The organism is Pseudomonas sp. WS 5146, from assembly GCF_012985495.1.
In the GTDB taxonomy this organism is placed as follows: domain Bacteria; phylum Pseudomonadota; class Gammaproteobacteria; order Pseudomonadales; family Pseudomonadaceae; genus Aquipseudomonas; species Aquipseudomonas edaphica.
Map to the genome: position 1 here is coordinate 21720 of NZ_JAAQWL010000006.1, position 26031 is coordinate 47750.

Annotated in this window: 25 protein-coding genes and 1 pseudogene; 13 read left to right on the plus strand and 13 right to left on the minus strand. The window is 58.6% G+C overall.

Annotated features, from left to right (window positions below; translation table 11 throughout):
- Positions 1-6 precede the first annotated feature (6 nt).
- The 6 genes from HBO41_RS16775 to HBO41_RS16800 form a co-directional block, all read right to left on the minus strand.
- Positions 7-918, minus strand: coding sequence for a glycosyltransferase family 2 protein (locus HBO41_RS16775; RefSeq protein WP_099550091.1), 912 nt, complete (start codon positions 916-918; stop codon positions 7-9).
- On the minus strand, positions 918-2378 hold the full coding sequence (locus HBO41_RS16780) for a mannose-1-phosphate guanylyltransferase/mannose-6-phosphate isomerase (protein WP_169987010.1): 1461 nt from the start codon (positions 2376-2378) through the stop codon (positions 918-920). The genes HBO41_RS16775 and HBO41_RS16780 overlap by 1 nt, the downstream gene beginning before the upstream one ends.
- On the minus strand, positions 2378-3817 hold the full coding sequence (locus tag HBO41_RS16785; RefSeq protein ID WP_017135331.1) for an undecaprenyl-phosphate glucose phosphotransferase: 1440 nt from the start codon (positions 3815-3817) through the stop codon (positions 2378-2380). Before HBO41_RS16785 ends, HBO41_RS16780 begins: the two co-directional genes overlap by 1 nt.
- A 431-nt stretch (positions 3818-4248) precedes the next feature.
- The gene (locus HBO41_RS16790) at positions 4249-6735 is read right to left on the minus strand and encodes a TonB-dependent receptor (protein ID WP_169987012.1); all 2487 of its coding nucleotides are present in this window, start codon (positions 6733-6735) and stop codon (positions 4249-4251) included.
- Positions 6736-6841: 106 nt separating this feature from the next.
- Positions 6842-7792: a FecR domain-containing protein gene (locus tag HBO41_RS16795; RefSeq protein ID WP_017135329.1), complete on the minus strand. Its 951-nt coding sequence runs from the start codon at positions 7790-7792 to the stop codon at positions 6842-6844.
- Positions 7779-8300 carry a sigma-70 family RNA polymerase sigma factor gene (locus HBO41_RS16800; RefSeq protein ID WP_407073965.1) on the minus strand — a complete coding sequence of 174 codons (522 nt, stop codon included), beginning with the start codon at positions 8298-8300 and terminating at the stop codon, positions 7779-7781. The genes HBO41_RS16795 and HBO41_RS16800 overlap by 14 nt, the downstream gene beginning before the upstream one ends.
- A 165-nt stretch (positions 8301-8465) precedes the next feature.
- On the opposite strand from HBO41_RS16800, the gene HBO41_RS16805 reads away from it, so the two are divergent.
- On the plus strand, positions 8466-9095 hold the full coding sequence (locus tag HBO41_RS16805) for a LysE family translocator (RefSeq protein WP_017135327.1): 630 nt from the start codon (positions 8466-8468) through the stop codon (positions 9093-9095).
- Positions 9096-9145: 50 nt separating this feature from the next.
- Here the strand turns inward: HBO41_RS16805 and inhA are convergent, their stop codons facing one another.
- Entirely contained in the window at positions 9146-9826 is a 681-nt protein-coding gene (gene inhA, locus HBO41_RS16810; protein ID WP_017135326.1) for an isonitrile hydratase, read from the minus strand.
- Positions 9827-9916: 90 nt separating this feature from the next.
- Here inhA and HBO41_RS16815 point away from each other — a divergent pair, with 90 nt between their 5' ends.
- Positions 9917-10885: a GlxA family transcriptional regulator gene (locus HBO41_RS16815; RefSeq protein ID WP_017135325.1), complete on the plus strand. Its 969-nt coding sequence runs from the start codon at positions 9917-9919 to the stop codon at positions 10883-10885.
- Here the strand turns inward: HBO41_RS16815 and HBO41_RS16820 are convergent.
- The 6 genes and pseudogenes from HBO41_RS16820 to HBO41_RS16840 form a co-directional block, all read right to left on the minus strand.
- Entirely contained in the window at positions 10855-11781 is a 927-nt protein-coding gene (locus tag HBO41_RS16820; RefSeq protein WP_099550087.1) for an alpha/beta fold hydrolase, read from the minus strand. The genes HBO41_RS16815 and HBO41_RS16820 overlap by 31 nt on opposite strands.
- Positions 11782-11990: 209 nt before the next feature.
- Complete coding sequence (locus tag HBO41_RS16825; RefSeq protein WP_169987014.1) at positions 11991-12620, minus strand: BRCT domain-containing protein; 630 nt, start codon at positions 12618-12620, stop codon at positions 11991-11993.
- Between the two features lie 12 nt (positions 12621-12632).
- Positions 12633-12873, minus strand: a pseudogene (locus HBO41_RS29520) (hypothetical protein).
- A gap of 56 nt (positions 12874-12929) precedes the next feature.
- The gene (locus HBO41_RS16830) at positions 12930-13478 is read right to left on the minus strand and encodes a GNAT family N-acetyltransferase (protein WP_169987016.1); all 549 of its coding nucleotides are present in this window, start codon (positions 13476-13478) and stop codon (positions 12930-12932) included.
- Between the two features lie 123 nt (positions 13479-13601).
- Entirely contained in the window at positions 13602-15428 is a 1827-nt protein-coding gene (locus HBO41_RS16835) for a glycoside hydrolase family 15 protein (protein ID WP_169987018.1), read from the minus strand.
- A complete protein-coding gene (locus tag HBO41_RS16840) occupies positions 15421-16221 on the minus strand; it encodes a glucose 1-dehydrogenase (protein ID WP_017135320.1) in 801 nt (266 codons plus the stop codon). Before HBO41_RS16840 ends, HBO41_RS16835 begins: the two co-directional genes overlap by 8 nt.
- Positions 16222-16477: 256 nt before the next feature.
- On the opposite strand from HBO41_RS16840, the gene HBO41_RS16845 reads away from it, so the two are divergent.
- The 11 genes from HBO41_RS16845 (at position 16478) to HBO41_RS16895 (ending at position 25984) form a co-directional block, all read left to right on the plus strand.
- Positions 16478-17194 (plus strand): HAD family phosphatase, encoded by a 717-nt coding sequence (locus HBO41_RS16845; RefSeq protein ID WP_169987020.1) that lies wholly within the window; start codon positions 16478-16480, stop codon positions 17192-17194.
- Between the two features lie 25 nt (positions 17195-17219).
- Positions 17220-18443 carry a transaldolase family protein gene (locus HBO41_RS16850; protein WP_169987022.1) on the plus strand — a complete coding sequence of 408 codons (1224 nt, stop codon included), beginning with the start codon at positions 17220-17222 and terminating at the stop codon, positions 18441-18443.
- On the plus strand, positions 18440-19168 hold the full coding sequence (locus HBO41_RS16855) for a sulfotransferase family protein (protein WP_017135317.1): 729 nt from the start codon (positions 18440-18442) through the stop codon (positions 19166-19168). The genes HBO41_RS16850 and HBO41_RS16855 overlap by 4 nt, the downstream gene beginning before the upstream one ends.
- 10 nt (positions 19169-19178) lie before the next feature.
- Positions 19179-19904: an SDR family oxidoreductase gene (locus tag HBO41_RS16860; protein ID WP_169987024.1), complete on the plus strand. Its 726-nt coding sequence runs from the start codon at positions 19179-19181 to the stop codon at positions 19902-19904.
- Positions 19901-21037: a hypothetical protein gene (locus HBO41_RS16865; protein ID WP_169987026.1), complete on the plus strand. Its 1137-nt coding sequence runs from the start codon at positions 19901-19903 to the stop codon at positions 21035-21037. Before HBO41_RS16860 ends, HBO41_RS16865 begins: the two co-directional genes overlap by 4 nt.
- Positions 21038-21049: 12 nt before the next feature.
- Entirely contained in the window at positions 21050-21820 is a 771-nt protein-coding gene (locus tag HBO41_RS16870; RefSeq protein ID WP_138454194.1) for a bifunctional 2-polyprenyl-6-hydroxyphenol methylase/3-demethylubiquinol 3-O-methyltransferase UbiG, read from the plus strand.
- A gap of 10 nt (positions 21821-21830) precedes the next feature.
- The gene (locus tag HBO41_RS16875) at positions 21831-23060 is read left to right on the plus strand and encodes a nitrate/nitrite transporter (RefSeq protein WP_169987028.1); all 1230 of its coding nucleotides are present in this window, start codon (positions 21831-21833) and stop codon (positions 23058-23060) included.
- Complete coding sequence (gene cysC, locus HBO41_RS16880) at positions 23057-23671, plus strand: adenylyl-sulfate kinase (RefSeq protein ID WP_099550080.1); 615 nt, start codon at positions 23057-23059, stop codon at positions 23669-23671. Before HBO41_RS16875 ends, cysC begins: the two co-directional genes overlap by 4 nt.
- 94 nt (positions 23672-23765) lie before the next feature.
- Positions 23766-24410 carry an ABATE domain-containing protein gene (locus tag HBO41_RS16885; protein WP_169987030.1) on the plus strand — a complete coding sequence of 215 codons (645 nt, stop codon included), beginning with the start codon at positions 23766-23768 and terminating at the stop codon, positions 24408-24410.
- A gap of 90 nt (positions 24411-24500) precedes the next feature.
- Positions 24501-25001, plus strand: coding sequence for a sigma-70 family RNA polymerase sigma factor (locus tag HBO41_RS16890; RefSeq protein ID WP_017135310.1), 501 nt, complete (start codon positions 24501-24503; stop codon positions 24999-25001).
- A 32-nt stretch (positions 25002-25033) separates the two neighbouring features.
- Entirely contained in the window at positions 25034-25984 is a 951-nt protein-coding gene (locus tag HBO41_RS16895) for a FecR family protein (RefSeq protein ID WP_169987032.1), read from the plus strand.
- Positions 25985-26031 lie beyond the last annotated feature (47 nt).

Consider the following 26031-nt stretch of genomic DNA (forward strand, 5'->3'; position numbering starts at 1 on the left):
GACGGCTCAAGTCCAGTAGGTGGAAAACATGCCCAGGCGCCGTTTAAGCGCGTTGGGCAAGTGGCGTTCAAGGTGGCCGAGGCGATAACCCAGCAATTTAAAGGCGCTGCGCACCACCACTTCCGGCGCGCGGTGCAGCGCGTTGGCCTCGCGCAATGCGCGCAGTTCGGCCAGCACATAACGTTTACCTTCGCCGCCGGCGTCGCCGAACGCCTGGCGAATCCACGCCTCGCGGCCGTAGAACACACCGATATCGAAGTAGCGCTTGAACTCGTCCAGCAAGCGGTAATCATGGGAGTGATACACCTGCGCGCTGGCGGCGTAGCGCACCTGGTAGCCGGCCAGCAACATGCGTGCGGCGACGTAGGCGTCTTCGCTGCCAATCACATCCTGGGGAAAACCACCCACCGCCTGCAGGGCGCTGCGCCGGTACACCGAAAACGAGTCGGAGCTGAAGCAGGTCTTGATCCCTAGCTGCGGTGCATCGGCCAGGCTTTTGCTGCGGCTGGCCGCCGGGTAATTGAAGTGCCGCGACTGTGCCCCCAGCACCCCTGCACCGGGGTGCGGCAGTTGCCGGCCGTAGGCCACGCCATTGAGCGGCTCCCGTTGCAATTCGGCGATCAGGTTGGCGAAGGTCTCGGCCGTGGCGGGGATCGCGTCCTGGGTCATGACGATCAAAGCGTCGCCGCCCACCTGTTCACTGGCCCAGCGCCGGGTGCCGCCGTGGTTGAAGTCACGGGCATCAATCACCTCCACACGCGCGCCAAACTCGCGAAAGCGCGCCACGGTGTCATCGCTCGATGCGCTGTCGACCACCAGCATCTCGTCCGGTTGCAAGGTCTGCATGCGCAGCGCTGGCAGCAGGCGGTCCAGATGGCTGGCCGCGTTGCGGGTGGGGATGATCAGGGACGTGCGCATCAGGGTTTCACTTCCACCGGAGCGCGGCCGTAGATGTCGTCATAACGCACGATGTCGTCTTCGCCCAGGTACTCACCGCTCTGTACCTCGATCATCACCAGGTCGATGATGCCGGGGTTGGTCAGGCGGTGTTTGTGGCCGGCGGGAATGTAGGTGGACTCGTTCATGTTGAGCAGGATCTCGCGCTCGCCATTGGTGATCATCGCTGCGCCGCTGACCACTACCCAATGCTCGCTGCGGTGATGGTGCATTTGCAGGGACAGCGAGCCTTTGGGCTTGACCACAATGCGCTTGATTTTGAAGCGCGTGCTTTCTTCCAGCACCGTGTAGGTGCCCCACGGGCGGGTGACCGTGCGATGCAGGCTGAACGCCGGGTGATTCTGGCGCTTGAGTTCGGCGACGATATAGCGCACGTCCTGGCTGCGGTGGGCGTCGGCGATCAACAGTGCGTCCGGGGTGTCGACGATGATCAGGTCGCGCACGCCCACTGCACCGAGTACCCGCTTGGGCGAGTCGATGTAGCAGTTATGCACGTCGTGCAGGATCGCCTCGCCATTGATCTGGTTGCCATTGTCATCACTGGGGGTGAGTTGGCGCAGCGCTTCCCAGGAGCCGATATCGCTCCAGCCAATGTTGCAGGGCACGACCGCGACCTTTGCGGATTTTTCCATCAGGGCCACGTCGATGGAGATGTCCGGCGCGGTACTGAAACCTTCCGGGCTCAGTTCACGCTGGCGACTGCTGCTGTTCTGCAGGCTCTGGCTGTGCTCGAGTGCGGCCTTGGCAGCGTCCAGGACTGCCGGGGCGTGGCTGGCCAATTCTTCCAACAGGCTGGCAGCCTTGAAGCAGAACATGCCGGCATTCCACAGGTGCTTGCCGCCGTCCAAATAGCCTTGGGCGGTGGCCAGGTCGGGCTTCTCGACAAAGCGCCGGACCTGAAACCCGGCCCCTAACGCTGCGCCTTGTTCGATATAGCCAAAGCCGGTTTCGGCACGGTCAGGCTGAATGCCGAAGGTCACCAGGTAACCGGCCTCGGCCAGTGCGCGGGCTTTTTCTACCGCTTGGGCGAAGGCCGCTTCATCAAGGATCAGGTGGTCGGCGGGCATCACCAGTAACTGCGCTTCAGCGTCGAAATGCTCCTGCACATGCAAGGCGGCCACGGCGATGGCGGCGGCGGTGTTACGTCCAAACGGCTCCAGCAGCAGCTCTAGGGCCAATCGCTGGGTGTTCACCGCGCGGTAGTCGTCGAGGGTGCGAAACAGCAGGTCGCGGTTGGTTACCGTCAGGATGCTCTCCACCCCTGGCAAGTGGCTGGCGCGCAGGAAGGTCTTTTGCAGCAGGCTCTGGTCGTCGCGCATGCGCATGAAGGGTTTGGGCATGTTCTGCCGCGAAACCGGCCACAGCCGCGTGCCCGAACCACCGGAGATGATGCACGGGATCAATCCGTTAAGAGGGTTCATCAATAGACTTCCTTGGTGGAAAGGACGGCCGGAACCGTCATGAAAACGATGTACAGATCCAGCCACACCGACCATTTGGCGATGTATTCCAGGTCGTATTCGACTCGCTTCTGGATTTTGAACAGGGTGTCGGTCTCGCCACGGTAGCCATTGATCTGTGCCCAGCCGGTGATGCCTGGCTTGACCCGGTGGCGTGAGCTGTATTCGCTGACCGCTTGCTCAAACGGAACCCCGGCGGCCTTGGTGGCCGTGGCGTGAGGGCGCGGGCCGACCATCGACATATTGCCCAGCAGCACGTTGAACAGTTGTGGCAGCTCATCGATGCTGGTCTTGCGAATGATCCTGCCTACCCGGGTGATGCGCGGGTCCTGGCGTGTGGTCTGGTTCTCGGCGTTCAGGTCGGTCTGTTCGACGTACATCGAGCGGAACTTGAACACCCGGATCAGGTTGTCGTTGTAGCCAAAGCGCTTCTGGCGGAACAGCACCGGGCCCTTGGAATCGAGCTTGATCGCGATGGCCGTCGCCAGCATCACCGGTGACAGCAACAACAGGCCGATGCTGGCCAGCAGCAGGTCTTCGCAACGCTTGATAAAGGGCGACCAGCCGCGCAGCGGCAACTGTGAGGTATTGAACATCAGGATGCCGCCCACATCGGTGATGCGGTTATGCCCATAACGCAAGGCAGCCATGTCGGGCACCAGCATGACGTTCACCGACATCTGCCGCAGGCGCTTGACCAGCCCGTTGATACGCTGCTCTGCGGCCCAGGGCAGGGTGATCATGACCTGGCTGACTTGTTCGGAGCGGATCAGCTTTTCCAGGTCGCGGGTATTGCCCAGCAAGGGCAGGCGGCTCAATTCCTTGGGAATGCGCTCGGTACGGTCGTCGATAAAGCCGATCAGGCCGGAACGGATATCGCTGTTGCGTGACAGGTGTTCAGCCACATGCACCGCCGTCTCGGTAAAGCCCAGGATCACCGTACGTTGCAAGAACTTGCCGTTCTTCATCAAATGGCGATACAGGCGCAGCATCAATATCCGCTCCACGCCAAACAGCACCAGGCTCATGGAGAACCAGGCCGTCAGGTTGCGTGGGCTCAACTGTGGGAACAGCAGCAGGATCTGGTACATGAACAGCAAGATGCAAAACGCCGAGACCCAGGCCACCAGCATCACGCGAAAACGCAGGCGATTGCTGAACAGATCCTCGGAGTACACCCCCAGGGCCTGGAACAGAATGATGGTCAAGAGCGCAAAGAATACCAGGAGGCCCAGGTAGTGGTTGCGCATGTGCTCGGCGACAGGTTCCGGGTAGAACAGCAGGATAATTGCCGGCACCACAGCAGTGAGGCCGTGGATCAGTTTGACGAAGACGACAAAAAACTCAACGAAACCGGGACGAGTCAAAAACAGGCTATCGACCGACGATTTACCGCGCATAGATCAGATCCTCAATACACCACCAGAACGTTCCTGTTCGTTTTGCTCATCCATAAGGCAGGTTTGCTTTACAAGTGGTGCAAATCGAACAACTGCAGTTGCTGGGTAATACGTAATGCCTGTTCAGACGCAGGAATTTACGGAACGATGGCTAAATAGTGGCTTCCTTGAGGTTCAGTGTCAATGTTTTGGCTTTTTTTCGCCGTCGCCCTCAATGGCTCTCATGAGACCCATGGTATGACGATTTATTGACATTAGAGGCCGTGTTTTCAGAAAAATCGAGAATCGATGATGGCTTTTTGGAGTGTAGGAACAAACGTGGGGATTTGCCTGCCAGCGAAAAAAGCTTTTTTTGACAGAAGCAGGGCGGGGGAAGGGGGGTTGTCGAACCAGAGCCGGCTTGCCAGCTCTGGTGCAAGGACTGGTGATGTTTAGAAGTTGCCTTTGAGGCTCAGCGTGAGGTTGCGCGGCTCTCCATAAAGATTACCCCAGCCTGAGGTACCCACGGTCTGGTAGTAGTTTTTATCGAACAGGTTGTTGCCGTTGAGCGCCACAGTCCAGGTGTCGTCCACCTGATACGCAATGCGCGCATTCCACAACGCATACCCGGCCTGCTCCAGTTTGATGGTTTGCAGGCGGTAGTTACTGCTCTGGGCGTTGACCCCTGCGCCAACTGTCCATTTTGACAGTGCACCGTCCAACTGGTAGTCGCCCCATAAACGCAGCATATGCCGGGGTACGTAGGTGTTGGACACCGCGCCTTCGGCTGCGCTGTCGATGTTCTTCAGGTTTTTGGTTTGCGTGTAGGTGTAGCCGCCAAACACTTGCAGACGTTCAAGCAATTCGCCGCTCAGCTCGGCCTCGACTCCTTGGGCGCGAACTTTGCCAGTGTCGGTGTAGCAGTAGCCGTCGGAGGAACTGCCGCAGCGGGTGATGAAATCGGTTTGGGCGGCGTTTTTTTCGATGGCGCGAAACAGCGCCAGGGAACTGTTAAGGCGCCCGTCAAACCATTCGCCCTTGATACCCAGCTCATAATTCTCACCCATTTTCGGCTTGAGGGCCGAACCGCTGACCGTGGCGTAGGAGCTTTGTGGCTGGAAGATATCGGCGTAGCTGGCGTACACCGAAAGGTTGTCATTGAGGTCGTAGATCAGCGCGGCAAACGGCGTGACCACCCCGGTTTCCTTGGTGCGCGCATCCTGGTCGGCCCACTCGCCCCAGGCCAGGTTCAAGGACTCACGGCGGTTTTCATACCAACTGACGCGACTGCCGAGAACCAGCATCAACGGTTCGGCCAGGCGCAGGCGCAAGGTGGCGTAGGCGCCGTATTGGGTGGCGGTTTCCTTGACCGTACCGCCCCGGTACATATTCGGCCAGAAGGTGTCGTTGGCCGGCTCCGGGAAGTGGTGGTCGGGTTGATAGATGCTCTGGCGAGTAGGCAGATTCCGGATCGCGTAGACGTCGTCCTGAGTGCCACGGCTGCCGTTGGCGCCGATGATCAGTTCATGCGCCAGGCCGAAGGCTTCGAACTTGCCGTCCAGGTAGGCGTCGAGGCCGAAGTCCTTGTGATCGTAGTCCATCAGCGCGGCGTAGGAATTGGCCGTGGGCGCGGGATCACCATAGGCGATAGTGCCTTCGCTGGCGGCGTACTTGGTGTCTTGCAGGTTGCGGCTATGCACGGCGGCGACCTTGAGTTGCCAGTCGTCGTTGAAGTGGTGGGTGAGGTCGGCGAAGAAGGTGGCGCGCTGGCTTTGCCAGTCGTTCCAGGATTGGCCAAGGCAGGTGGAGCGGCTCAATTTGGCGCTCTTGCCATCCTTGTAACGCGGTAGACCGCCCCAGCACGGGCTGGCGTCGATGTCTTCGTAGCTGGCGCCCAGCCCCAGGGTGGTGTCGGGGTTGAGGTCGACATCCAGCGCGGCGTAGAAGGCCTGGTCCTTGCGTTTGGAAATATCCATGTAGGAACCGCGATCCTGCTGGCTGAATGCCGCGCGGCCGCGCACGGTGCCGCTGTCATTCAAGGGGCCGCCGGTGTCGACGTCGGCCCGGTAGTTGTCCCAGGTGCCAGCGGCCAGCGACAGGCTGGAGGTCGGCTTGGCCTGGGGGCGTTTACGCACAAAATTGACGGCACCACTGGCGGTACCGGCACCCTTGAGCATGCCGGCTGCGCCCTTGAGCACTTCCACGCGGTCGTAGATCGCCATGTTGGCGCTGAAACTGTCGGCCTGTACGTAGTCTTTGCCCATGTCCAGCGGTACGCCGTCGTACTGGTATTGGCCGAGCATCTTGAAGCCACGGGAATAGAAATATTTACCGCCCATGGGGGATGCGTAGGCGGTGATTCCCGGGGTGTGTTCCATCACGTCTTCGATGGTGGTGAGGTTCTGGTCGTCCATCAGTTGGCGGGTCATCACACTGACCGATTGCGGGGTTTCCCGCAGGCTGTGTTGACCTTTACCGATGGTGACCGCGCCCGTGGTGTAGGAACCGCTGCCATCGGTGGTGGCACCCAGACGCTCGCCGGTGACGGTGGTGGCGCCCAGGTTCAGCGCGCCGGTCTCGGCGATGTGTGGCAATAGCAGCCAAGTGCTTGCGCCTTGACGTTGTGCCTGCAAGCCGTGGCCACGCAAGAGTTCGCCCAAGGCTTGCTCGCGCTCATAGCGCCCGTTCAAGCCTGGGCTCGACTTGTTGGCGACGCTGGTAGCGTCGTAGGACAGGCTGATGCCGGCCTGGCGGGCGAACTGGTCCAGCACGTTGGCCAGCGCACCTGGGGCAATCTGCCAATCGCGTGCCTGGGTGTCGTTGGCGAGTGTTTCGGCCATCACGGCCAGCGGCAGGGCGCCGCCGCTCAGGCAGGCGCCCAGCAGGGCGGCCTGCACCGCGCGCTTGAGGGGGGAACGTTGGGAAGGGAACGCTTGCATGACCGCGGGATGCTCCTTTAAGGAAGTGAACAGAACCGGCCTGTTGATCGGCCTTTCCTTACAGGTCGAGCGGCAATGAGAAATAACCTCATTTATTTTTTATGCACTAAGCGCGGGACGTAACCGTCACCCAATAACGGCTGCGATAGGTGACGTTCACCGCCAGCGACTGCGCCACCAGGTTGAGCACCTGGTCGGTGTCATCCAACTGGTAAGTGCCCGATACGCGCAACCCGGCCACGGCCTCGCTGCAGCGCACCAAACCGTTGCGGTAGCGGCTCAGCTCGGCGAGGAAATCATCCAGGCGCATGTTGTGGGCGCTGATCACGCCGTCGCTCCAAGCCCAGGGATCCAGGCCGTTGGCGATCGGTGGGCGCAGGTGGGTGCGGTCGAACAGCACCTGTTCGCCGGGGTTGATCAGTTGGCGCGCGCTGCTGTCGTGCAGGTCGGCATACACCGCCACGCTGCCTTGTTGTACGGCGAGCAACGTGCCTTGGCCTTCTTCGCGCACCAGAAAGCGCGTGCCGAGGGCACGCAGGTAGCCGTCACGGGTTTGCACCCAGAACGGTCGACTGTCGGCGCCGGTGTTGATCAGCATTTCACCCTGGCGCAGGTGGACCCGGCGCCGTTCGGTACTGAGCGCAACGTCGATCGCACTGGCGCTGTTGAGCTGGATATGGCTGCCATCGTTGAGCGTCACCCAGCGTCGCTCGCCAGTGGCGGTGCGGTAGTCGGCCATCAGCACGGGCAGGGGTGTGTAGTCGCGCCCGAGCCAGGCGAGGCCGGCGGCGCCGGCAAACAGGCCCAGCACCTTCAAGGTGTCACGGCGGCTGATGCGTTGGCGTGCGCCGTTGAGGGCATGGCGCCCGGCACCGGCGGGCACGTGGCTGAACTCATCGCTCATGGTGGCCACCCGTTGCCACACCCGTTGGTGCTCGGGGCTGCTCTGCAGCCACTGTTCGAACGCAGCAGTGCTGACGTCATCGGCGATGTTGAAACGCAGCCGGATCATCCACTGGATGGCCTGGTCGACCAGGCGCGGGTCAAAGTTCGGCATAACGTAACCGGTAGCAGGCATGCAGGGCTTTGGCCAGGTCGCGCTCAACCGTGGCCTTGGACACGCCCAAACGCAGGGCAATTTGTGCGCAGGTCAGGCCGTCCAGTTGCGCCAGCAAAAACGCTTCGCGCACCCGTGGCTTGAGCTGGTCGAGCAAGCGGTCGATGCGCTCCAGGCTGTCAAGGATCAACAGGCGGGTTTCTTCCGACGGCACATCCACTTGCGGGAAGTGCGCCAGGCTTTCAAGGTAGGCGCGCTCCAGCTCGCGGCGCCGGTACTGGTCGATCATCAGGCTGCGCGCAATGCTGCTCAGGTAGGCGCGCGGTTGTTGCAAGGTCTGTTGTTTGCGCGCGTGGAGCAGCCGCACAAAGGTTTCCTGCGCCAGGTCAGCGGCATGTTCACGACAGCCCGTGCGCCGGCTCAACCAGCCGCGCAACCAGGAAGAATGGGCATGGTAGAGCTGGCCGATAGCGGCAGAGTCCAGAGGATGGTCGCTCAACAGGGTCATCCTGACGCAGGGTATTATTGATAATGTTTCGCATTCTAATCGTTGGTTGTGGCAATGAGCAATCACCCGACATGACCGTTGGCGAAGAATGTATCCAGCACAATTTTTTGTTGCCGCACGGCGCGCCGTTTAATCTGCAGGCTTTCTCTGGTGGAGGGCTTGAGCATGATCGACCTTGCAACCCTTGCGGTGTTTTCCGGCGCTGTTTTGCTGTTGCTGCTGTCGCCGGGGCCGAACATGGCGTTTGTGATCAGCCATGGCGTGAGTTATGGCTGGCGCGGTGGCGTGGCTTCAAGCCTGGGGATCTGCGTGGCGGATTTGCTGTTGACCGCCTTGACGGCGAGCGGGGTCACCGCCTTGGTCGCCAGTTGGCCGCCGGCGTTTGATTTGATTCGTTACGCCGGGGTGATCTACCTGCTGTGGCTGGTGTTCAAGACCTTGCAAAAAAACACCGGCCTGGACATGAGCCAGGTCCGGCGCGTGCGTTTACGGCATGTGTTTGTGCAGGCCATGCTCAACAGTTTGCTCAACCCTAAGGCGTTGCTGTTTTTCATGGTGTTTCTGCCCCAATTCGTCAGGCCCGAGGCCGGCTCCATTGCGGTGCAGCTGTGGGTGCTGGGCGGCGTTCTGACCCTGATCGCCGGGGTTTTCCACGCCTTGCTGGGCATTTTTGGCGGGGCGATCAGCCGAGTGTTTGCGGGCAGCAGCCACAGCGCCAGGCTGCAGAAATGGGGCCTGGCGACCGTGCTGACGCTATTGGCGGCGCGGTTGGCGTTTATGTCCCGGCCTGCCTGACCCACCGCCATTACAGCACTACCGCCACAGAATTTGCTGCGCAGGTGCCATCAGCCCAACCGCGCCGCCGCCCGCGCCACAATTTCACCGCGCACCCGACGCGATTCCGCCGTGCGCTTGTGGGCTTCTTCCAGCACATGTTCAGGCGCGGTGCTCGGGCTGCCCGCGTCAAACGGCGGTGCCGGCGCGTATTCGATCTGCAACTGCACAAGCTGTGCGGCGGCTTCGCTGTACAGCTCGGCGGCCAGGGTCAGTGCGAAATCGATCCCCGCAGTAATCCCGCCACCGGTGAACAGGTTGCCGTCACGCACCACGCGCGCTTGCACCGGGATGGCGCCCAGCGGGGCGAGCAGGTCGTGGTAAGCCCAATGGGTGGTGGCCTTGCGGCCGCGCAGCAAACCGGCCGCGCCGAGCACCAGTGAGCCGGTGCATACCGAGGTCACGTAGCGGGCGGTCTGCGCCTGGGCTTTGAGGAAGTCGAGGGTTTGCGGGTCTTCCATCAAGGCGCCGACGCCGGAACCGCCGGGCACGCACAGCACATCCAGGCGCGGGCAGTCGGCATACGTCGTGGTCGGAGTGAACACCAGTCCGGTGCTGGAGGTGATCGGTGCCAGGTCTTTCCACACCAGGTGCAGCTTCACATCCGGCAGCGACCCCAGCACGTCATAGGGGCCGGTAAGGTCAAGCTGCTGGATACCGGGGAACAACAGAAAACCGATCTGCAAGGTCATGAATCAAGCTCCGATAAAGGGGTGGACGGCTTCACTGTAGAGGCCTAGGCTTTGGCGAATACGCCATTGAGCCCACACATCACGCCAATCATGACCCGGATCATCCACGTTCTCGCTTTTGAAAATGCCCAAGTGCTCGACGTGACCGGGCCGTTGCAGGTGTTCGCCTCAACCAATGACCTGGCGCGCCAGCGCGGCCTGCCGTTGCCTTACGCGGTTTCGGTGGTCGCCGCGCAGGATGCGCCGGTGATGACCTCCGCCGGCCTGGCGTTGGTGGCCGAGCCGCTGCCCGCGCTGGATACACCCTGCGACACATTGGTGATCGCAGGCGGTTGGGGCGTGTATGGCGCTGCCGAAGACCCCGCGTTGGTGCAGTGGGTGCGCGAAAAGGCCAGGCACACACGGCGCATGACGTCGGTGTGCACCGGGGCTTTTTTGCTCGCCGCCAGCGGCTTGCTCGACGGCTGCCGCGTGGCCACCCACTGGACGCGCTGTGAAGAGCTGGCGCGCAAGTTTCCCGCGCTGACGGTGGAGTCCAACCCGATCTTTATCCAGCAAGGTGCGGTGTGGACCTCCGCCGGTGTCACCGCCGGCATCGACCTGTGCCTGGCCCTGGTGGAAGAAGACCTGGGCCGCGCCGTCGCCCTGGAAGTGGCGCGGCATTTGGTGGTGTTCCTCAAGCGTCCGGGCGGGCAATCGCAATTCAGCGCGACGTTATCGCTGCAAAAGGGCGACAGCCGTTTTGCCGACTTGCACGCCTGGATGGCCGAAAACCTTACCCTGGATTTGAACATCGCCACGTTGGCCGCCCAGGCTGGCATGAGCGAGCGCAGTTTTGTGCGCCACTACCGCACCGAAACCGGCCAAACCCCGGCACGCGCCGTCGAACTGATCCGCGTGGAAACGGCGCGGCGGCAGTTGGCCGACAGCACGGCGTCCATCAAACGCATTGCCGTGCAGTGCGGGTTCGGCTGCGAAGAAACCTTGCGCCGCAGCTTTCTGCGCGCGTTATCGGTGACGCCCCAGGCTTACCGCGAACGCTTTTCGCCGGTGTCGTGAGCGAGCAGTTCAAACAGCGCCTCAAGGGTCACCTGCGGCGCTTCCTGGAACACATTGTGGCCAACGCCCGGCAACACCTGGCGCCGATACTCGCCGCTGAAGCACGCCACATCGTCGTCCTCGACCGGGGCCGGGCCGACGCCATCATCGGCACCGCACAGCGAAATGCTCGGCACCGAGATCGGCGGTTGCAGCGCCAGTGCCTGTTCGATGGCTTCCAACGCCGGGTCGCCGGGGGCGTACATGAAGCGATGGCGATAGGAGTGAATGACCACCTCGACAAAATCCGGGTTATCAAATGACGGCGCGGTCTTGGCGTAGAGGCTCGGTCCTTCGGCCCAGGTCGGCGACCACAGCTTCCACAGCAGCTCGCACAGCTCGCGGCGATTGGCAGTCAAACCGTCCACACCGCGCTGGGTGTGAAAGTAAAACTGATACCACAAGCGATGCTCTGTCTCGGGCGCACCCGGCTTGAGTGAGTTGGCGATGTCCTGAATGTTATAGCCATCTCCCGTCACCAACCCACGTACGCGCTCGGGCCACAGCGCGGCGACGATACACGCGGCGCGGCCACCCCAGTCATATCCCGCCAAAGTGGCTTGCGGGATGTGAAGGGCATCCATGAAGTCCAGCAAATCCTTGGCCAACGCCGCCTGTTGGCCGGAGCGCATGACCTGCTCATTGATAAACCGCGTCGGGCCATAGCCGCGCAGGTAAGGCACCAGCACGCGGTAGCCACGCTCGGCCAGCACCGGCGCGATGTCATCGTAGCCACGCGGGTCGTAGGGGAAACCGTGCAGCAGGATAATCGGCGCGCCGCCTTCGGGGCCGTGGGCTTCATAGGCCACGTCGAGCATGGAGGTGCGCACGTAGAGCAGCTGGGCGAGTGGGTTCATGGTGCAAATACCAAATGATTGATCGAACGATAGATACCTGTAGCGAGCGAGCTTGCTCGCCACAGGTCAGGGTCAGGCCAACGTTGCTGGAACTCTAGCTCAAGCCGATGACGGTGCATTGCACGCTTGAAGTCAGTTGCCTGACTTGTCTAGCCCGTCGGTTGCGGTGCGCCAGTCTGGGACGTGAATGAGGATGGAAATGATGGGATTCAACCGAACACCACCTGTTGCCAGTGGGTTTCGCTGATGATTGCGATGGGAACGCCGCTGTTTCGCAACGCCACTGCTTTCTTGATTTTCGTACCGTAGGAACTGTGGAGCCACTGCTCATTGCCAATGCTGCCCACCACCAGGAAATGGACTTTTTTACTAACAGAGTTTCCGATCACGCCTCCTCGTTCGAGTACGAGCGACTCGCAGTCTTTGCGAGGGCCGTATGCCATGACTCCTGTAAACAGGAAAACCCTGCCCTGCCAATCGAGCTCAGGAACCGGGTCGTTCAACGGCAGGCTGCTAACGCCTGTCGTGCGCTGAGGTGCCCCAATTGGAAGGCCCGAGAATTGATGCAGCATTTCCAATAGCTCGTTCGACTCATCTTCATCCAGCACACCGTCGCTCAGCATATTGGCGAGACGTTGATAAAGAATGTTAACGACCGGATCTTCAAGTTGTATCAGATGGGTCTCTATCCAAGTTTTGAGAAACTCGGCTTCCCTTTGGTTGATTTTGCCATCAGCCGTCAAGCCAGCGGTAATCCCGACCAATGCATCGGCAGAGCGTCGGTCAATACGTGCCTGGTGAAAGAAAATGCTTCGCTCGAATTCCTTATGAAGATCCATGCGTCCTGCTCCTTAACCTTCAGATTCCGTGGTCTGATTGATGTACTTCGCTTTGTCGGGCGTGAACGTAACCATCATGTGAGTACGCGAGCACGTTTTAGGGACCTCCTGCGCAGGATCAATATCCAGTTGCCAGTGCCCGACCAACCTCCCAACATTTGATCAAGCCTTTATCGTAGCTTTCCCACGTTTCGCTGCAGCTCAATATAGGTCGGATCGGTGTGCTTACATCTCTTTCTAGGCACAGGATCATATTCATTCCTTGAATATCAGGGCGCGTTAAGTGGCATCGGTATCGTTATAGGCCTCTCAGTGGTCGTCTATACACTCTTGCGCCAATAACCCCAGCACCCTCAGGTCATGCCGCTGGCCATTCCAGAACCCTGCGTCTCGTAATGTGCCTTCGGTTTTAAAACCCAGGCGTTTCAATAGCGCTACAGAAGCAGTGTTCTGCGGGTGCACCAAGGCTTCGACGCGATGCAACTGCATATGCTCAAAGCCCCAATCGAGCATGGCCTGCAAGGCTTCGTTCATCAAGCCCTGCCCACGAGCAGCAGGTGCCAGCTCGCAGGACAACGCGCAACTGTTCCAGACGTGGTTCCACTTGAACAGGCCGCAGCTGCCGATCAATTTGCCTTGGTGTTCAAGGCCCCAACGTGTGCCTGGGTTTGGGTGGGTGCGCCACTGGGCGAACGTTTCGATCAGGGCTTCGGCCTGGGGGAGGTCAGTCATCGGGTCGACGCCGAACCAGCGCATGCTCGCGGCATCCGCGTGGATGGCGAACAGCGCGGGGGCGTCGCTCACTTGCAGTTCTCGCAGGTGCAGGCGCGGGGTAGCGAGGGCAGGAAATCCGCTCATGGCGCTAGTGTCGCGAAAACCGGCTCGCGATCAATGATTTTGGCAAAAGCATGCCACCCCACATCTACCTCCAAGTTTTCCGAGCAGTCTCACGACGGGACTGCCCATTGTGCACAGCCCACCTCAGGGTTGCCACACGGTCTTTTCCCCACTGAGCTTACGGTCCAAAAACGTCGCCGCGCTGATCAATGCCAAGTGGCTCAGCGCCTGGGGCGTATTGCCCAGGTGACGGGCCTGGCTGTCGAACTCTTCGGCGTACAGGCCCAGCGGGTTGGCGTAGCGCAGCAGTTGTTCGAATTCCAGGTGGGCTTTCTCCACTTGGCCGGCGCGGGCCAGGCATTCGACATACCAGAATGAGCAGGCAGTAAAGGCGCCTTCGGTGCCTTGCAGGCCGTCGATCTGGCTGTCATCGTTGCGGTAGCGATAGACCATGCCGTCACGCACCAGGCTTTTCTGGATTGCTTCCAGGGTCGACAGCCAGCGCGGGTCGGTGGCCGCGACGAAGCGCACCAGCGGCATCAGCAGCATCGAGCCATCCAGTGCGGTGCTGCCGATATGTTGCACAAAGTGCCCGCGCTCTTCGTTCCAGAAATTGCTCCAGATATCGGCGTAGATGGCCTGACGGGTCTGGTCCCAGCGTGCGAATGGGGCCGGCAGCGAGCGTTTGGAGGCCAGGCGGATTGCGCGGTCCAGCGCCACCCAGCACATCAGCCGCGAATGCAGGAAGTGATGCTGCTCGCCGCGCATCTCCCAAATCCCGACATCTTTCTGGTTCCAGATTTCGCAGACCTGGTCGGCCACTTCCACCGTGTGTTTCCAGCCTTCGTGGGAAATCGCCTCGCCATATTTGTTAACCAGGTACACCGCGTCCATCAGCTCGCCGTAGATATCCAACTGGATCTGGTCGAACGCCTCATTGCCGACGCGCACCGGCTTGGCGCCGCCGTGCCCGGTCAAGTGATCGAGTGTGGTTTCCGGCAGCTCCTGGCGCCCATCAATGCCGTAGAGGATATTGATTTTGGTCGGCTTGCCGCAGCAATCGCTGACTCGGCCTTTGAGCCAGCGCATGTAGCTGTTGGCTTCCTCGACAAAGCCCAGGCGCATAAACGCGTAAACGGTGAACGAGGCGTCGCGGATCCAGGTGTAGCGGTAATCCCAGTTGCGTTCGCCGCCGGGTGATTCCGGCAGGCCGAAGGTGGCGGCAGCGATGATTGCGCCGTGTTTGCGTGAGGTCAAAAGCTTCAAGGCCAATGCCGAGCGGTTGACCATTTCACGCCAGCGCCCACGGTAATTGGATTGCGCGATCCAGCCGCGCCAGAACTTCAGAGTGCGTTCCAGGTACAGGTCGGTGCAGTCATTGGTGACGCGTGGGTCGTCGGCGCCACCGAGGACAAATTCGGCGCCTTCCTCCTGGCTCAGGCTAAAGCTTGCGACTGCAGCGTGGTCTTCGAGGTTCAGCGGATGGCTACCGACCAGGCGCAGGGCGGGCTGGCCGTCAGCCGTAAACAGCACGCCATCGTTATCGGCCTTGGCCTGCGTCGCTGCGCGGGCGTAGTCATGGCGCACGGCGCAGCGCAGGTGAAGGGTCGCTTTGCCACTGACCACACGCACGCGGCGAATCAGCAGCGGCAGTTCATCGACGTCTTCGCTGACGGTCAGCAGGTCGGTGATTTCTACCACCGCTTCATCACTCAGCCAGCGGGTTTGCAGCACATTGGTGTCGGGCAGGTAGATTTGCTCGCGACGTGCGTTGGGCAGGTCAGGGGTGAGTTGGAAAGCACCGGCCTCGGGCGAGTCCAGCAGCGAGCAGAAGATCGATGGGCTGTCGAATTCCGGCCAGCAGAAAAAGTCGATGCTGCCTTTGTCGTTCACCAGCGCTGCGCTACGCATATCGCCGATGATGCCATGGGCATCGATGGCGCTCTGTTGTTCATTCTTGAAATCAACCATTGCCACGAAACTCCGGATAAAGGCTCATGCCGCCATCAATAAACAAGGTGCTGCCCACCACGTAGTCGGAGGCATCACTGGCCAGCCAGACCACCGCATTGGCCACGTCTTCCACATCGCCTACGCGACCGTAGGGAATCAACTTGAGCAGTTCTTTTTCAGCCGCGCCTTCAGTGGCCGCACGGTTGATTGCCGTGCGAATCGCCCCTGGCGCGATGCCATTGATGCGGATGCGCTGTTCACTGACTTCCTGGGCGAGGGTGCGCATCAGCATCTCCACACCGCCCTTGGAGGCTGCGTAATTCACATGCCCGGCCCACGGGATGACCTGGTGCACCGAACTCATATGGATGATTTTGCCGGCCGCCCGCGAGACGCCGTCGCGAATGCCTTGGCGATTGAAGATCCGCACGGCGGCGCGGGCGCACAGGAACTGGCCGGTGAGGTTGACGCCGATCACGGTGTTCCAATCGTCGAGGGTCATGTCGACCAGATTGGCGTCTTTTTGCAGGCCCGAGTTGGCCACCAGAATGTCCAGGTGACCGAAGGCCTCAAGGGTCTGGGCGAACAGGCGCTCCACGTCGGCTTCTTTGGACACGTCACCGCCGATGGCAATTGCCCGCCCGCCGCCTGCGTTGATCTGCGCAGCGAGGGCTTCGGCTGGCGCCGCCTGGGAGTTGTAGTTGAGCACCACGGCCGCGCCGGCTTCGGCCAACGCCTTGGCTGCGCCTGCGCCGATGCCGGAACTGGCGCCGGTGACCAGGGCCACTTGTTGCTGCAAGGAGATCTGCATTGCCCACCCACCGTTCTATGAGAGTCCTTTGTGCTGACTGACACGTGTCGGTAGAAGTTCAGCAGTCGCAAATGGGTTTTTCGATTGAAGCGCTTAGCTTTTAGGAATAAAAAACACAATATAGATAATTAAAAGTAATTAATAAACCGCTAAAAATCGTTTGACAGGATTTTTCTCTAGGCGTCTTATAAGCACACCTAAATGTGCTCCGCTGGTAGTTCAGAAGTCATCGCGGATATACCTATAAGAGATGCCCATGTACCCATTGGCCTTTATAGGGGAACTACCAGTTCAGGAGGCTGCGCCTGTCCGCGTGGGCGTGCCTAAGTTAGTGATCTTCGACTGCGACGGTGTACTTGTACACAGCGAAGAAATCACCCTGTCTGTATTGATCTCCCTGCTGAATGAACAAGCACGTCGTGACGCACCAGAGGCTACGGGCCTTGACTTAGTAGAATTTATTGAGCGCTTTCGTGGGCGCAAGATTGCCGACTGCTTACGTGAAGCTGAACGGGTATTGAGTATTTGCCTGGACAGTCAGTTTGAAGAAGCTTTCCGTCAGCGTGCACGAATCGATTTGACGGCGCAGTTAAAACCTACCGATGGAATAAGAGAAGTACTGGAGGGCCTGACGCTACCTTTTTGCGTAGCCTCCAGTGCACCCCGTAATAAAATAGAACACTGTTTACGTCTCACGGGACTGTTGTCTTATTTCGACGGGCACATATTCAGTTGTTATGAGTTAGGGCGTTGGAAACCAGACCCTTTAGTATTTTTAACGGCGTGCGCTGCTTATAACGTCGACCCCCGTGATGCATTGGTTATTGAAGACAGTGTTGCCGGCATTCGCGCGGCGGTTGCGGCGAATATAAGCGTGTTGGGTTTTGGGCCCGTGGGCCGACATTTAATTTTGGCTGATGCCGGGGCGTTGCCTTTTTCCAATATGCGTGAATTACGCAAGGCGCTAGCGTGATATGACTACTCAGGGAGGAGGCGTTGTGAAGACTTCAGGTTATACAGAGCGGCTAAAGGGTAATGATCAACGTTCGGAGGTCTGGTGGGATTCGTCGCCTGCCGTCTATGTGCCTTATAAGAAACACTTGCTTGAAAAATACCCGGCAGCGTCCGGCTGCATAGAGCAGTTAATGCCAGACACATTTTCGCAACCCGGTGGGTTCAGCAATGTGACGACAAACCCTCGACTGGTCACTGCGGTGATTCTTGAAAAACGCGAGTATTGGTTGTCGCGGTTTAATCTTGCCAAACTGGCGCCCCAAGAGTTGCGCAGGAAACTGTACGACGAAGTGATCGTGCAGGGGGCTGCGGACCTGAAGCAACGCTGGGTTCAATCCGGGCAGTGTGAAGGCTGGATTAGCGCTCAAGTTGATCCGGTCGATGTGCGCTGCGCTGAACGCATGACTGCCAGGGGAGTGGCGCTGCGTCAGTTGTCTGCGAATGTGATGGTGAAGGTCCCCGCAAGCCAGGAAGGCCTTACGACTGTCGAGCACTTAGTGGCGCAAGGAAGTTCTCTCAACATCACGTTCTGCTTCACTGTTTCGCAATTCAAGGCAGGCATCCAGGCAATAGAGCGTGGAAGGGTGACTGCACGCAGCAAGGGTGTTGACACAAGCCATTGCAAGTACGTGATCACGTTCATGATCGGCCGCTTCGCCTGTCAACCCGAGCTTGCGTTACAAGCGGCGGAGCGTGGCCTGACGCTGAGTCCAGAGGATCTGCGCTGGGCCGAGTTGCTGGTTTATGAGCAGATACAGGCGCTGGTATCGGCGTCTTCCGTTCCTGTCAAAACCCTGCTTTCCAGTATAAAAGTCGATGTCGACGAGCGTGGAAACAAGCATTGCTGGCACTTGGAGAAGACCGGCTTGTCGGCGACGTGCTACACACTGACGCCGGAGGTGGTTGAGTTTTTGATTGAGCGCGAAAGTCGCGGTAAACCTGTATTTCCTGCAGGGGAACCCTTGAAGCCCCCGGCTTCGACGCTCGCGAAGTTGTTTCGTATTCCGTACTTCTGCGAAGCCTACTGCCTGGACGGCATTGAGCCTTATGACTTTTGCAATCATGAGGCTTTTATCAACACGTGCAATGAGGCCAACAGTGCGCACCGACGCTTGGCCGATTTTTGCACTCGACTCTGCCCCCCTGTGCACGCTTTCAGCCGCTCGCTCAGTGCGATCATGGCGGCCGAATACGGGGTGCTCGTATGAACAAGATGGTCGGGTTATGGGCGCACCCCCGTTCTCGTTCAACGGTGTTGGAGCGCGTGTTTATCGAGCGCAAAGACTTTGAAGTCTTCCACGAGCCGTTTGCTCATATGGCATTTTCTGCAGACTCTGCCATTCCTTCGGATGAATGGGATCATAGTTTTCCAACCACGTATCAGGGCATAAAAGAACGACTGGTCAAGGCCAGGGAGACGGCCAGCGTATTTCACAAAGACATGTGTTATCACTGCCTCGATGACTTAAAAGTAGACGTGGACTTTCTGGCGCAACAAGACAATATCTTTCTTATTCGGGAGCCCGCCAGCAGCATTCTTTCGCATTATCGAATACACCCCAACATGCCGTTGCAAGCCATCGGGCATAAAGCCTTGTATGAGATCTTTTGTGTGGTCACCAAACTCACCGGCAAAGTGCCCTATGTGATTAATGCTGATGACCTGGCGGCAGCGCCGGAGCGCGTGATTGGCAAACTGTGTGACTATTTGAATATTGAATTTCTGCCGCAAGCCATGGTGTGGAAACGCGAGTGCCCTCCGCAATGGAAAACCTGGCGAAGTTGGCACGTCGCCGCAGAAAACAGTGAGTGCATTATTTCGTCGAGTAAGACTCAGCCCGATAAAGAGGTTCTCGATAATACGCCAGCGTTAAAAGCGATGTATGACTATCACCGGGTTTTTTACGCGCGCATGAACGAATTCTGTCAATAGGAAACAGGGCATGAAAAAATTGATTATTACCGGTGCCGCTAATGGAATTGGTAGGGCGACACTGGAACAGGCGATTGTTGATGGTTACTTTGTGATTGCCGTCGATAAGGACGTGGATGCGCTCAACACCTTGCAACAGACTTACAGTGCGAGTGTATTAGAGACACAGGTTGCCGATCTTTCCAGTGACGCTGTGATCAAGGGCTTTATTCCAAGCCTGTATGAGCGTCATGCCACTATCTATGGGTTAATTAATAATGCAGGGCTGTATCACGGCAAAAGCATTTATGCCTATTCCGATAACGAAGTGGATGAAATGCTTAACGTTAACCTTAAAGCCTTGGTTTACCTTTCCAAAGATTTCGCCGAACGCGAAATGAAGCACGAAGCACCGCGCAGCATCGTCAATATCACCTCAGTGGCAGGGGAAGTGGGCAGTTGTGATGCCCTGTACGGCGCCACGAAGGCTGCAGTGATCGGTTTGACCAAGGCCAATGCCTGGAACTTCGCCCCTTTTGTACGGGTAAACGCGGTGTCTCCGGCACTGATTCACGACACGGCCATCTACGACACTATTCCTGAATATCGGCGGGCTGAATACGCGCGCCAGGAAATTCTTAAAGACCCCATCCTGCCCTGTGGTGTTGCTGAGGTCATTTTGCTGTTGGTCGGTGAAGGTTTTCGTCATATGACCGGCAAGGTTATCCCGGTTGATAACGGAGCCTACCCACGGTGAGCCAGCCCATACCGAAGAAAAAGTTGCTGTTGGTGGGCGCAGGTAATTTGTGCCTGCACATTCTCAAGATTCTGGCGCCCAGGAACAGGTTCGAGTTTGTCGTGCTGGGGCGCAACGAAGAAATGACCATCCGGATGTGTAACCTGGTGACGCTGTCGTGCGCACAACTGGAGCAGTATGTTGCTATCTCGCCAATGATCGCGGACTTGACGGATATCGGCAGCGTTACCCAAGTGCTTCGGGAACATGCGCCGGACATCATCGTGAACTGCGCCTCGTTGCAGTCATGGAGAGTGATCACCGGGTTGCCCAAACACTCGTTCGAACAACTTGACCAGGCACAGTTCGGTCCCTGGTTACCCATGCACCTGACACTGATGCATGACTTGATGCAGGCAGTGAAGGCTTCCGGTATCACGACCCTGACCGTCAATGCGGCCTTTCCTGACGCCGTCAATCCGATTCTGGCCAGGGTCGGTCTGGCCCCAGACATCGGGGTGGGTAATGTCGCCAACCTGATTCCGGCCGTGCGTTTCTCCATCGCGCGGTTGCTGAGGTGTTCTCCCGCTGACGTGGAGGTGATGCTGTATGCCCAGCATTATTTCAGCCACTACGTGCCACGGGGCGGACGGCCCCCGCGTGCCAGCTATCGCTTGTTGTATGAGGTTCGCGGCCGGCGCGAAGTCGCTCGTCTGTCCGATGAGGTGATTTTTTCTACGGTGAAATCCGAGTTTCGTCGCTTGGGCGGGGTTGATGGGCAGTTTCTAACCGCGTGTTCTGCGGTCACCGTGATCGAAGGGCTGTTCTCACCGACGCCGGTACTGGTGCACGCGCCCGGTCCGTTGGGGCTTCCGGGCGGCTATCCGGTCTGGCTTCAGGACGGACGCATCAATGTGCAGTTCTCCGACAAATGCCCCTACGACGACGCGGTGCGCCTTAACAGCATTTGCCAAAGCCACGACGGTATCGACGAAATCCATTGTGACGGCTCGGTCACCTTCAACCCCAGGTGCATGGCAATCATGCAGACGATGCTGGGGTACTCCAAGGACATCATGTCGGTTCGGCAGTCCGCGGACTGTGCTCGGGAGTTGGCGGGAAAGTACCTGTCTTTCAAGAATTCAATCGGCTAGGAGCGGTGTGCCATGAGTCAAATCCTGGGGTATGAACACGAGGAAGTAGCCAATTACTCAACTCAATATTCGTCGGACTTTGTCGAGCGCTGGGACGCGTTGATTGATTGGGAAAAAAGAAAGGCCGGCGAGAAGGGGTTCTTTGAGCAGTTGCTGAAAAGTCACGGTGTGAGATCGGTGCTGGATGTATCCACGGGCAGTGGTTTTCATGCCGTACAACTCACACAGGCAGGTTTCAAGGTGGTCGCTACGGACGGTAGCGGCACGATGTTGAAAAAAGCCCGGCAGAACTTCCTTGAACGTGAATTGGCTATTGAATCCCACCATATGGAGTGGCTTGACCTCGACCCGGACGTGCTGGGCACGTTCGATGCCGTAGTGTGCCTGGGCAGTTCACTGTGCCATGTGTTTGAGGCGCACGACCGCATGAGCGTGCTGCGCAAGTTCAGGGCCTTGCTCAAGCCAGGCGGTGTGTTGATTGTTGATCAGCGTAATTTTTTTGCTATCCGCGCGGGCAACTTCAAATCCAGCGGCAATTATTATTACTGCGGGGCCAGTGCGTCGGTCAGCCTGGGAAGGGTCGATGCACAGGTGTGCGAGTTCATTTACGACTTTGAAGATAAACAACGCTACAGCCTGAAAGTGTATCCGTTATTACCCAAAGAACTGGCCGACGAGATTCAGGCTAGCGGCTTCTCTGCCCATGAAGATTACGGTGATTTTCAGCGTGACTTCGACAGGATGAATTGTGATTTTGTCATCCACACCGCCCGCGCCGTGTGAGGGCGTCATGATGAGCACACTCGTACAGAATAATTCTCGCGCGCTGGACAGCGTGGTGCTGGCAGTCGTACTGACAGGGTTTGTGGCCAGTACCTATGGATTCGGCGTTTACTTGTTCGCCAACCTGGTCGTTGATATGCGCCGAGATATCGGCTTTGACTACACCACTGTGGGCTTGATCACCGGCGGCGCACAGATCGGCTTTCTGCTGTTTTCTTCGGTCACCAGTTACATCAGCCGTTTTTTCGAAGGTTGGAAAATCAGCCTGGTATCCACCGTGGTGACGTCTCTGGCCCTGCTGGGCTTGAGCGTCAGCGACAGCATTTGGTTGTCGGGTGGGTTGTTGATTTTGCTGGGAGGGTGCTCCGCTTCGGTTTACATCCCTCTGGCAGAAATCGTCACCAAGGGTTTCAGTCCAGGTAATCGCTCCCGGGTCATGGGGCTGATCTCCAGTGGCACCAGCTATGGCGTGTTCATCAACGGGTTACTGGTGTCGTTTCTCACCTTGCAGGGTGGCTGGCGCTCGATCTGGTTGACCGCCGGCCTTGTGTCATTGGGCCTCTGTTTCGTGGCCTGGTTTCTGTTGCGTAACATGGGGGCGGAGCAGGCGGCTGGTTTTTCAGGTGAGCGCTCGCGGTCGCTCGATGGCCACACGCCATGGCTGAGCCGTTCGCTGTACCTGATCTGGGGCATCGCCTTTCTCAATGGGATGGCACTGCTGCCGTTTCAGACTTACCTGGCACCTTACCTGCGCGATGAGTTAGGCGTTTCGGTACAGGACGCAGGGTTTATCTGGACGACGATCGGCGCTGTAGGGATGGCGTCGGGCTTTTTGGTGGGATGGGTAGCAGACAAAGTGGGTGCCAGGGCGGCCTTGGCCCTGTGCTTTCTGAGCGCGGCTCTGGCAGCCATGCTGGTGTTCAGTTTTAACGCTATCGCGTTGTTCTATTTGGCGGCTTTTTTGTTTGCGCTGGCGTTCTACCCTATCTTCGGGCTGGTCCCCAGCTATATCGGACAAATCGTTCCGGTCAACCGGCTGACGCAGGCATTTGGCATTGCCAATGTGCTGATTGGCCTGGGTGGCGTGTGCGGTAACTTTCTGGGCGGGCTGTCCAAAGACCTGACAGGGTCGTTCGCGACAGTCTATTGGGTGGTTTCGCTGCTTCTGTTATTGCAATGCGTGATGGTGTTCATGTTGGGCAAACAGCCTGTTTCGCTGACGGAGGGAGAACGGTCATGAGCTATTTTGCACAGGGCCCACAACAGAATTTGCATGAGTTTGCGTTCAGCCACGCGCGTGCCGAACAGTCACTTATGACGCAAATACCTAGGGTCATTTGGATGACTGGCCTTTCTGCCTCCGGGAAATCGACCATTGCCGATGCGCTGGATATTGCCTTAAGGGCCCAAGGCCGGTTTACCTGCATCATTGACGGCGATTCGGTACGCAGTGGGCTTTGTCGTGACTTGGGGTTTACCGACAGTGATCGGGATGAAAACATTCGGCGGGTCGCTGAGGTGGCGGGTTTGATGGTGGAGGCGGGACTTATCGTCATTGTTGCGCTGATCTCGCCGTCATCGGCCAGTCGGCATTACGCGCGCTCGATTATTGGCAACGACCATTTTGTAGAAGTCCACGTGGATGCCCCACTGGCAACTGTCGAACAGCGGGACCCTAAAGGTTTGTATAAAAAGGCGCGATCCGGGCTGCTCAAGAACTTTACGGGTATTGATTCGAACTACGACACTCCGCTGTTTCCTGAAGTGCATCTTCAGACCCACGTGTTTTCGGTTGAACAATCGGTCGGGATCATTCTTGATTGGATGGCGCGTGCGCAGGCCCCTGCTTAGCCATTGGTCTTCCAGCTACGGGGTGGCGACTTCGACTCCAAGAAACGAGGTATTCTCTGCCAAGGCAGAGCGTGCAGGTTTTTCGGGAGTTGGAATGACACATTTCACGGGCACTGCAAAATCAATCCGGCTGATCGGCGGCGCCCGGGTATTGGATTTTATCAATACCACTAATGGGCGCAGGCCGTATTCCACACTTAAGGTGACGGAAGAGCGGCTCACCAGTTTTAAGTTCTTCATTGAGTGGGCATTACACTCCTCTTTGCTCTCTGAGCAAGAGTACGATGCATATTCGCCTATGGTGTTTGACTCGCCTATATCCTTCCAGCCAGACCTGGACGCTGTTATTGCATTCAGAGAGCGTCTGTACGGCGTCTTCCACAACCTGTCATTACGCCAGAACGTCACCGATGAGGCATTACAGCAGATCAATCTGCACTACCAACAAGGCGCGGTGTGGCGAGTATTGCGCTCCATTGACGGGATGCCCGCATGGGGTTGGCGCACCTGCAGCTCTGCGCAAGAGTTGACGTCGATGCTGATAGCGCGCCTGGCCACAGACGCGACGCAACTGCTGGTATCGAGCCAGCTTCACGCGTTGAGGAGCTGCAGTTGTACCGATTGCGATTGGATATTTCTCGACCTCTCCAAAAGTAAACAACGCAAATGGTGCCAGATGAGTGTGTGTGGCAGTCGAGAGAAGCTGAGCCGACTCAAACAGGTGGCCGGTCATCTTTAGTTGCAACGCAGTAAGGCGAGCGATGGGAAGCAATTGCTCCGCTTAATAGGAAGCATTACTATTCACGCCCCGCCTCCCAGTGCTCACGCGATGATTCCTCAGCCGCCCCGCAGAACAGGCTTTTTCGAGCATTACGAAGAGTTGATCGGTACTTGGACACGCCGCCTGAGAAACCGTCAGCAGGCTGAAGACCTGGCTCACGACACCTTCGTGCGCGTGCTTGAGTCGCGTTCGAGCGACGTTGAGCAACCGCGCGCCTATCTGCATCAAACGGCGCGCAACATTGCGGTGGACGCTTACCGTCGCGAAGACCGGCGTGAGGCGCTGGCATTGGACGCCTTTGATCAGCGTTCGCCCCACAACGGTGACCCGGAGCATGTCATGCACGCGATCCAATTGGCGGACTCCATCGAGCGGGCCTTGGCCGAGTTGCCGCTTAACTGTCGCAAGATATTTATCTGGCAGAAAATCGAGGGCCTCACCCAGCAAGAAATCGCCGTACGCCTGGGCCTGTCTAAAAACATGGTGGAAAAGTATATGATCCGCACCTTGCGGCATCTGCGCGACCGCCTGGACGCGATGGCCCCATGAACTCTGCCCGTTTTGAAACAGGATCTTCCACGATGGATAGCCGTGCTCGCGACGAAGCCGCGCAATGGTTTGTACGCCTGCAAGACGCCGAGTTGAGCCCCGAAGAACAACAGAGTTTTGATGCGTGGTGTGCCGAGCAGCCTGAGCATCAATACGAATTTGAAGTGCTGCAAGGCCTGTGGAGCGCCGCCGACCTTGTGCCCACGGCGCGCTTGCAAGCGCTGTGCGAGGCCCCGGTCGAACGCCCCAAACGTCGCGCTATTGTGCGTTACGCCGTGGCTGCCAGTGTGGTGGCCATCGCCTTGGGGCTTGGCCTGTTCATCGGGCTTGATCATCCCAAACCCTACAGTGCCGAGTTCAGCACGCGCTTGGGCGAGCATCGCCAAGTGGCATTGCCCGACGGTTCGGTGATGGACCTGAATAGCCGCAGCGTGGTGGCGGTGCACTATGAAAAGGGGCGGCGCGGCGTAGAAATCAAACTGGGCGAAGCCATGTTCAGCGTCGAGCACGACACCCGCCGCCCATTTGTGGTGGCCGCCGGAGCAGGGCAGGTCACGGTCACCGGCACGCGTTTTGATGTTCGCCGTGATGACGACCAGACCCGCGTGGTGGTCGAGGCCGGCACGGTCAAGGTGCAGGGGCGTGCGTCGGATCAGATCGTGATGCTCACGGCAGGGCTGGGCACGCATGTCGATTCTACCGGGCAAGTCGTTACGGCGTATGCCGTGAATGCTGATGAGCTGACAGCCTGGCGCACGGGCAAGTTGGTGTTCAACAACGCCACCCTCGGCGAAGTCGCGCGGGAAGTATCGCGCTATCGCGAGCAGCCGTTGCGGGTCAACACGGCGGCGGTGAGCAACCTGCGGCTGACCAGCGTGTTCAAATCCAGCGACACCGACGCCTTGCTCAAAGCGCTGCCACATATCCTGCCAGTGGCCGTACGAGCCTTGCCGGACGGCAGTCAGGAAATTATTTCACGCTGATATTCAGGTTTTTTTCGAGTTCTTCGTCTTCTTCTGCAACTGCAACT

Coding starts and splice junctions, on each gene's coding strand:
- HBO41_RS16775 (WP_099550091.1), bottom strand. CDS start 918: ATGCGCACGTCCCTGATCATCCCCACCCGCAACGCGGCCAGCCATCTG.
- HBO41_RS16780 (WP_169987010.1), bottom strand. CDS start 2,378: ATGAACCCTCTTAACGGATTGATCCCGTGCATCATCTCCGGTGGTTCG.
- HBO41_RS16785 (WP_017135331.1), bottom strand. CDS start 3,817: ATGCGCGGTAAATCGTCGGTCGATAGCCTGTTTTTGACTCGTCCCGGT.
- HBO41_RS16790 (WP_169987012.1), bottom strand. CDS start 6,735: ATGCAAGCGTTCCCTTCCCAACGTTCCCCCCTCAAGCGCGCGGTGCAG.
- HBO41_RS16795 (WP_017135329.1), bottom strand. CDS start 7,792: ATGCCGAACTTTGACCCGCGCCTGGTCGACCAGGCCATCCAGTGGATG.
- HBO41_RS16800 (WP_407073965.1), bottom strand. CDS start 8,300: ATGACCCTGTTGAGCGACCATCCTCTGGACTCTGCCGCTATCGGCCAG.
- HBO41_RS16805 (WP_017135327.1), top strand. CDS start 8,466: ATGATCGACCTTGCAACCCTTGCGGTGTTTTCCGGCGCTGTTTTGCTG.
- inhA (WP_017135326.1), bottom strand. CDS start 9,826: ATGACCTTGCAGATCGGTTTTCTGTTGTTCCCCGGTATCCAGCAGCTT.
- HBO41_RS16815 (WP_017135325.1), top strand. CDS start 9,917: ATGACCCGGATCATCCACGTTCTCGCTTTTGAAAATGCCCAAGTGCTC.
- HBO41_RS16820 (WP_099550087.1), bottom strand. CDS start 11,781: ATGAACCCACTCGCCCAGCTGCTCTACGTGCGCACCTCCATGCTCGAC.
- HBO41_RS16825 (WP_169987014.1), bottom strand. CDS start 12,620: ATGGATCTTCATAAGGAATTCGAGCGAAGCATTTTCTTTCACCAGGCA.
- HBO41_RS16830 (WP_169987016.1), bottom strand. CDS start 13,478: ATGAGCGGATTTCCTGCCCTCGCTACCCCGCGCCTGCACCTGCGAGAA.
- HBO41_RS16835 (WP_169987018.1), bottom strand. CDS start 15,428: ATGGTTGATTTCAAGAATGAACAACAGAGCGCCATCGATGCCCATGGC.
- HBO41_RS16840 (WP_017135320.1), bottom strand. CDS start 16,221: ATGCAGATCTCCTTGCAGCAACAAGTGGCCCTGGTCACCGGCGCCAGT.
- HBO41_RS16845 (WP_169987020.1), top strand. CDS start 16,478: ATGTACCCATTGGCCTTTATAGGGGAACTACCAGTTCAGGAGGCTGCG.
- HBO41_RS16855 (WP_017135317.1), top strand. CDS start 18,440: ATGAACAAGATGGTCGGGTTATGGGCGCACCCCCGTTCTCGTTCAACG.
- HBO41_RS16860 (WP_169987024.1), top strand. CDS start 19,179: ATGAAAAAATTGATTATTACCGGTGCCGCTAATGGAATTGGTAGGGCG.
- HBO41_RS16870 (WP_138454194.1), top strand. CDS start 21,050: ATGAGTCAAATCCTGGGGTATGAACACGAGGAAGTAGCCAATTACTCA.
- HBO41_RS16875 (WP_169987028.1), top strand. CDS start 21,831: ATGAGCACACTCGTACAGAATAATTCTCGCGCGCTGGACAGCGTGGTG.
- cysC (WP_099550080.1), top strand. CDS start 23,057: ATGAGCTATTTTGCACAGGGCCCACAACAGAATTTGCATGAGTTTGCG.
- HBO41_RS16885 (WP_169987030.1), top strand. CDS start 23,766: ATGACACATTTCACGGGCACTGCAAAATCAATCCGGCTGATCGGCGGC.
- HBO41_RS16890 (WP_017135310.1), top strand. CDS start 24,501: ATGATTCCTCAGCCGCCCCGCAGAACAGGCTTTTTCGAGCATTACGAA.
- HBO41_RS16895 (WP_169987032.1), top strand. CDS start 25,034: ATGGATAGCCGTGCTCGCGACGAAGCCGCGCAATGGTTTGTACGCCTG.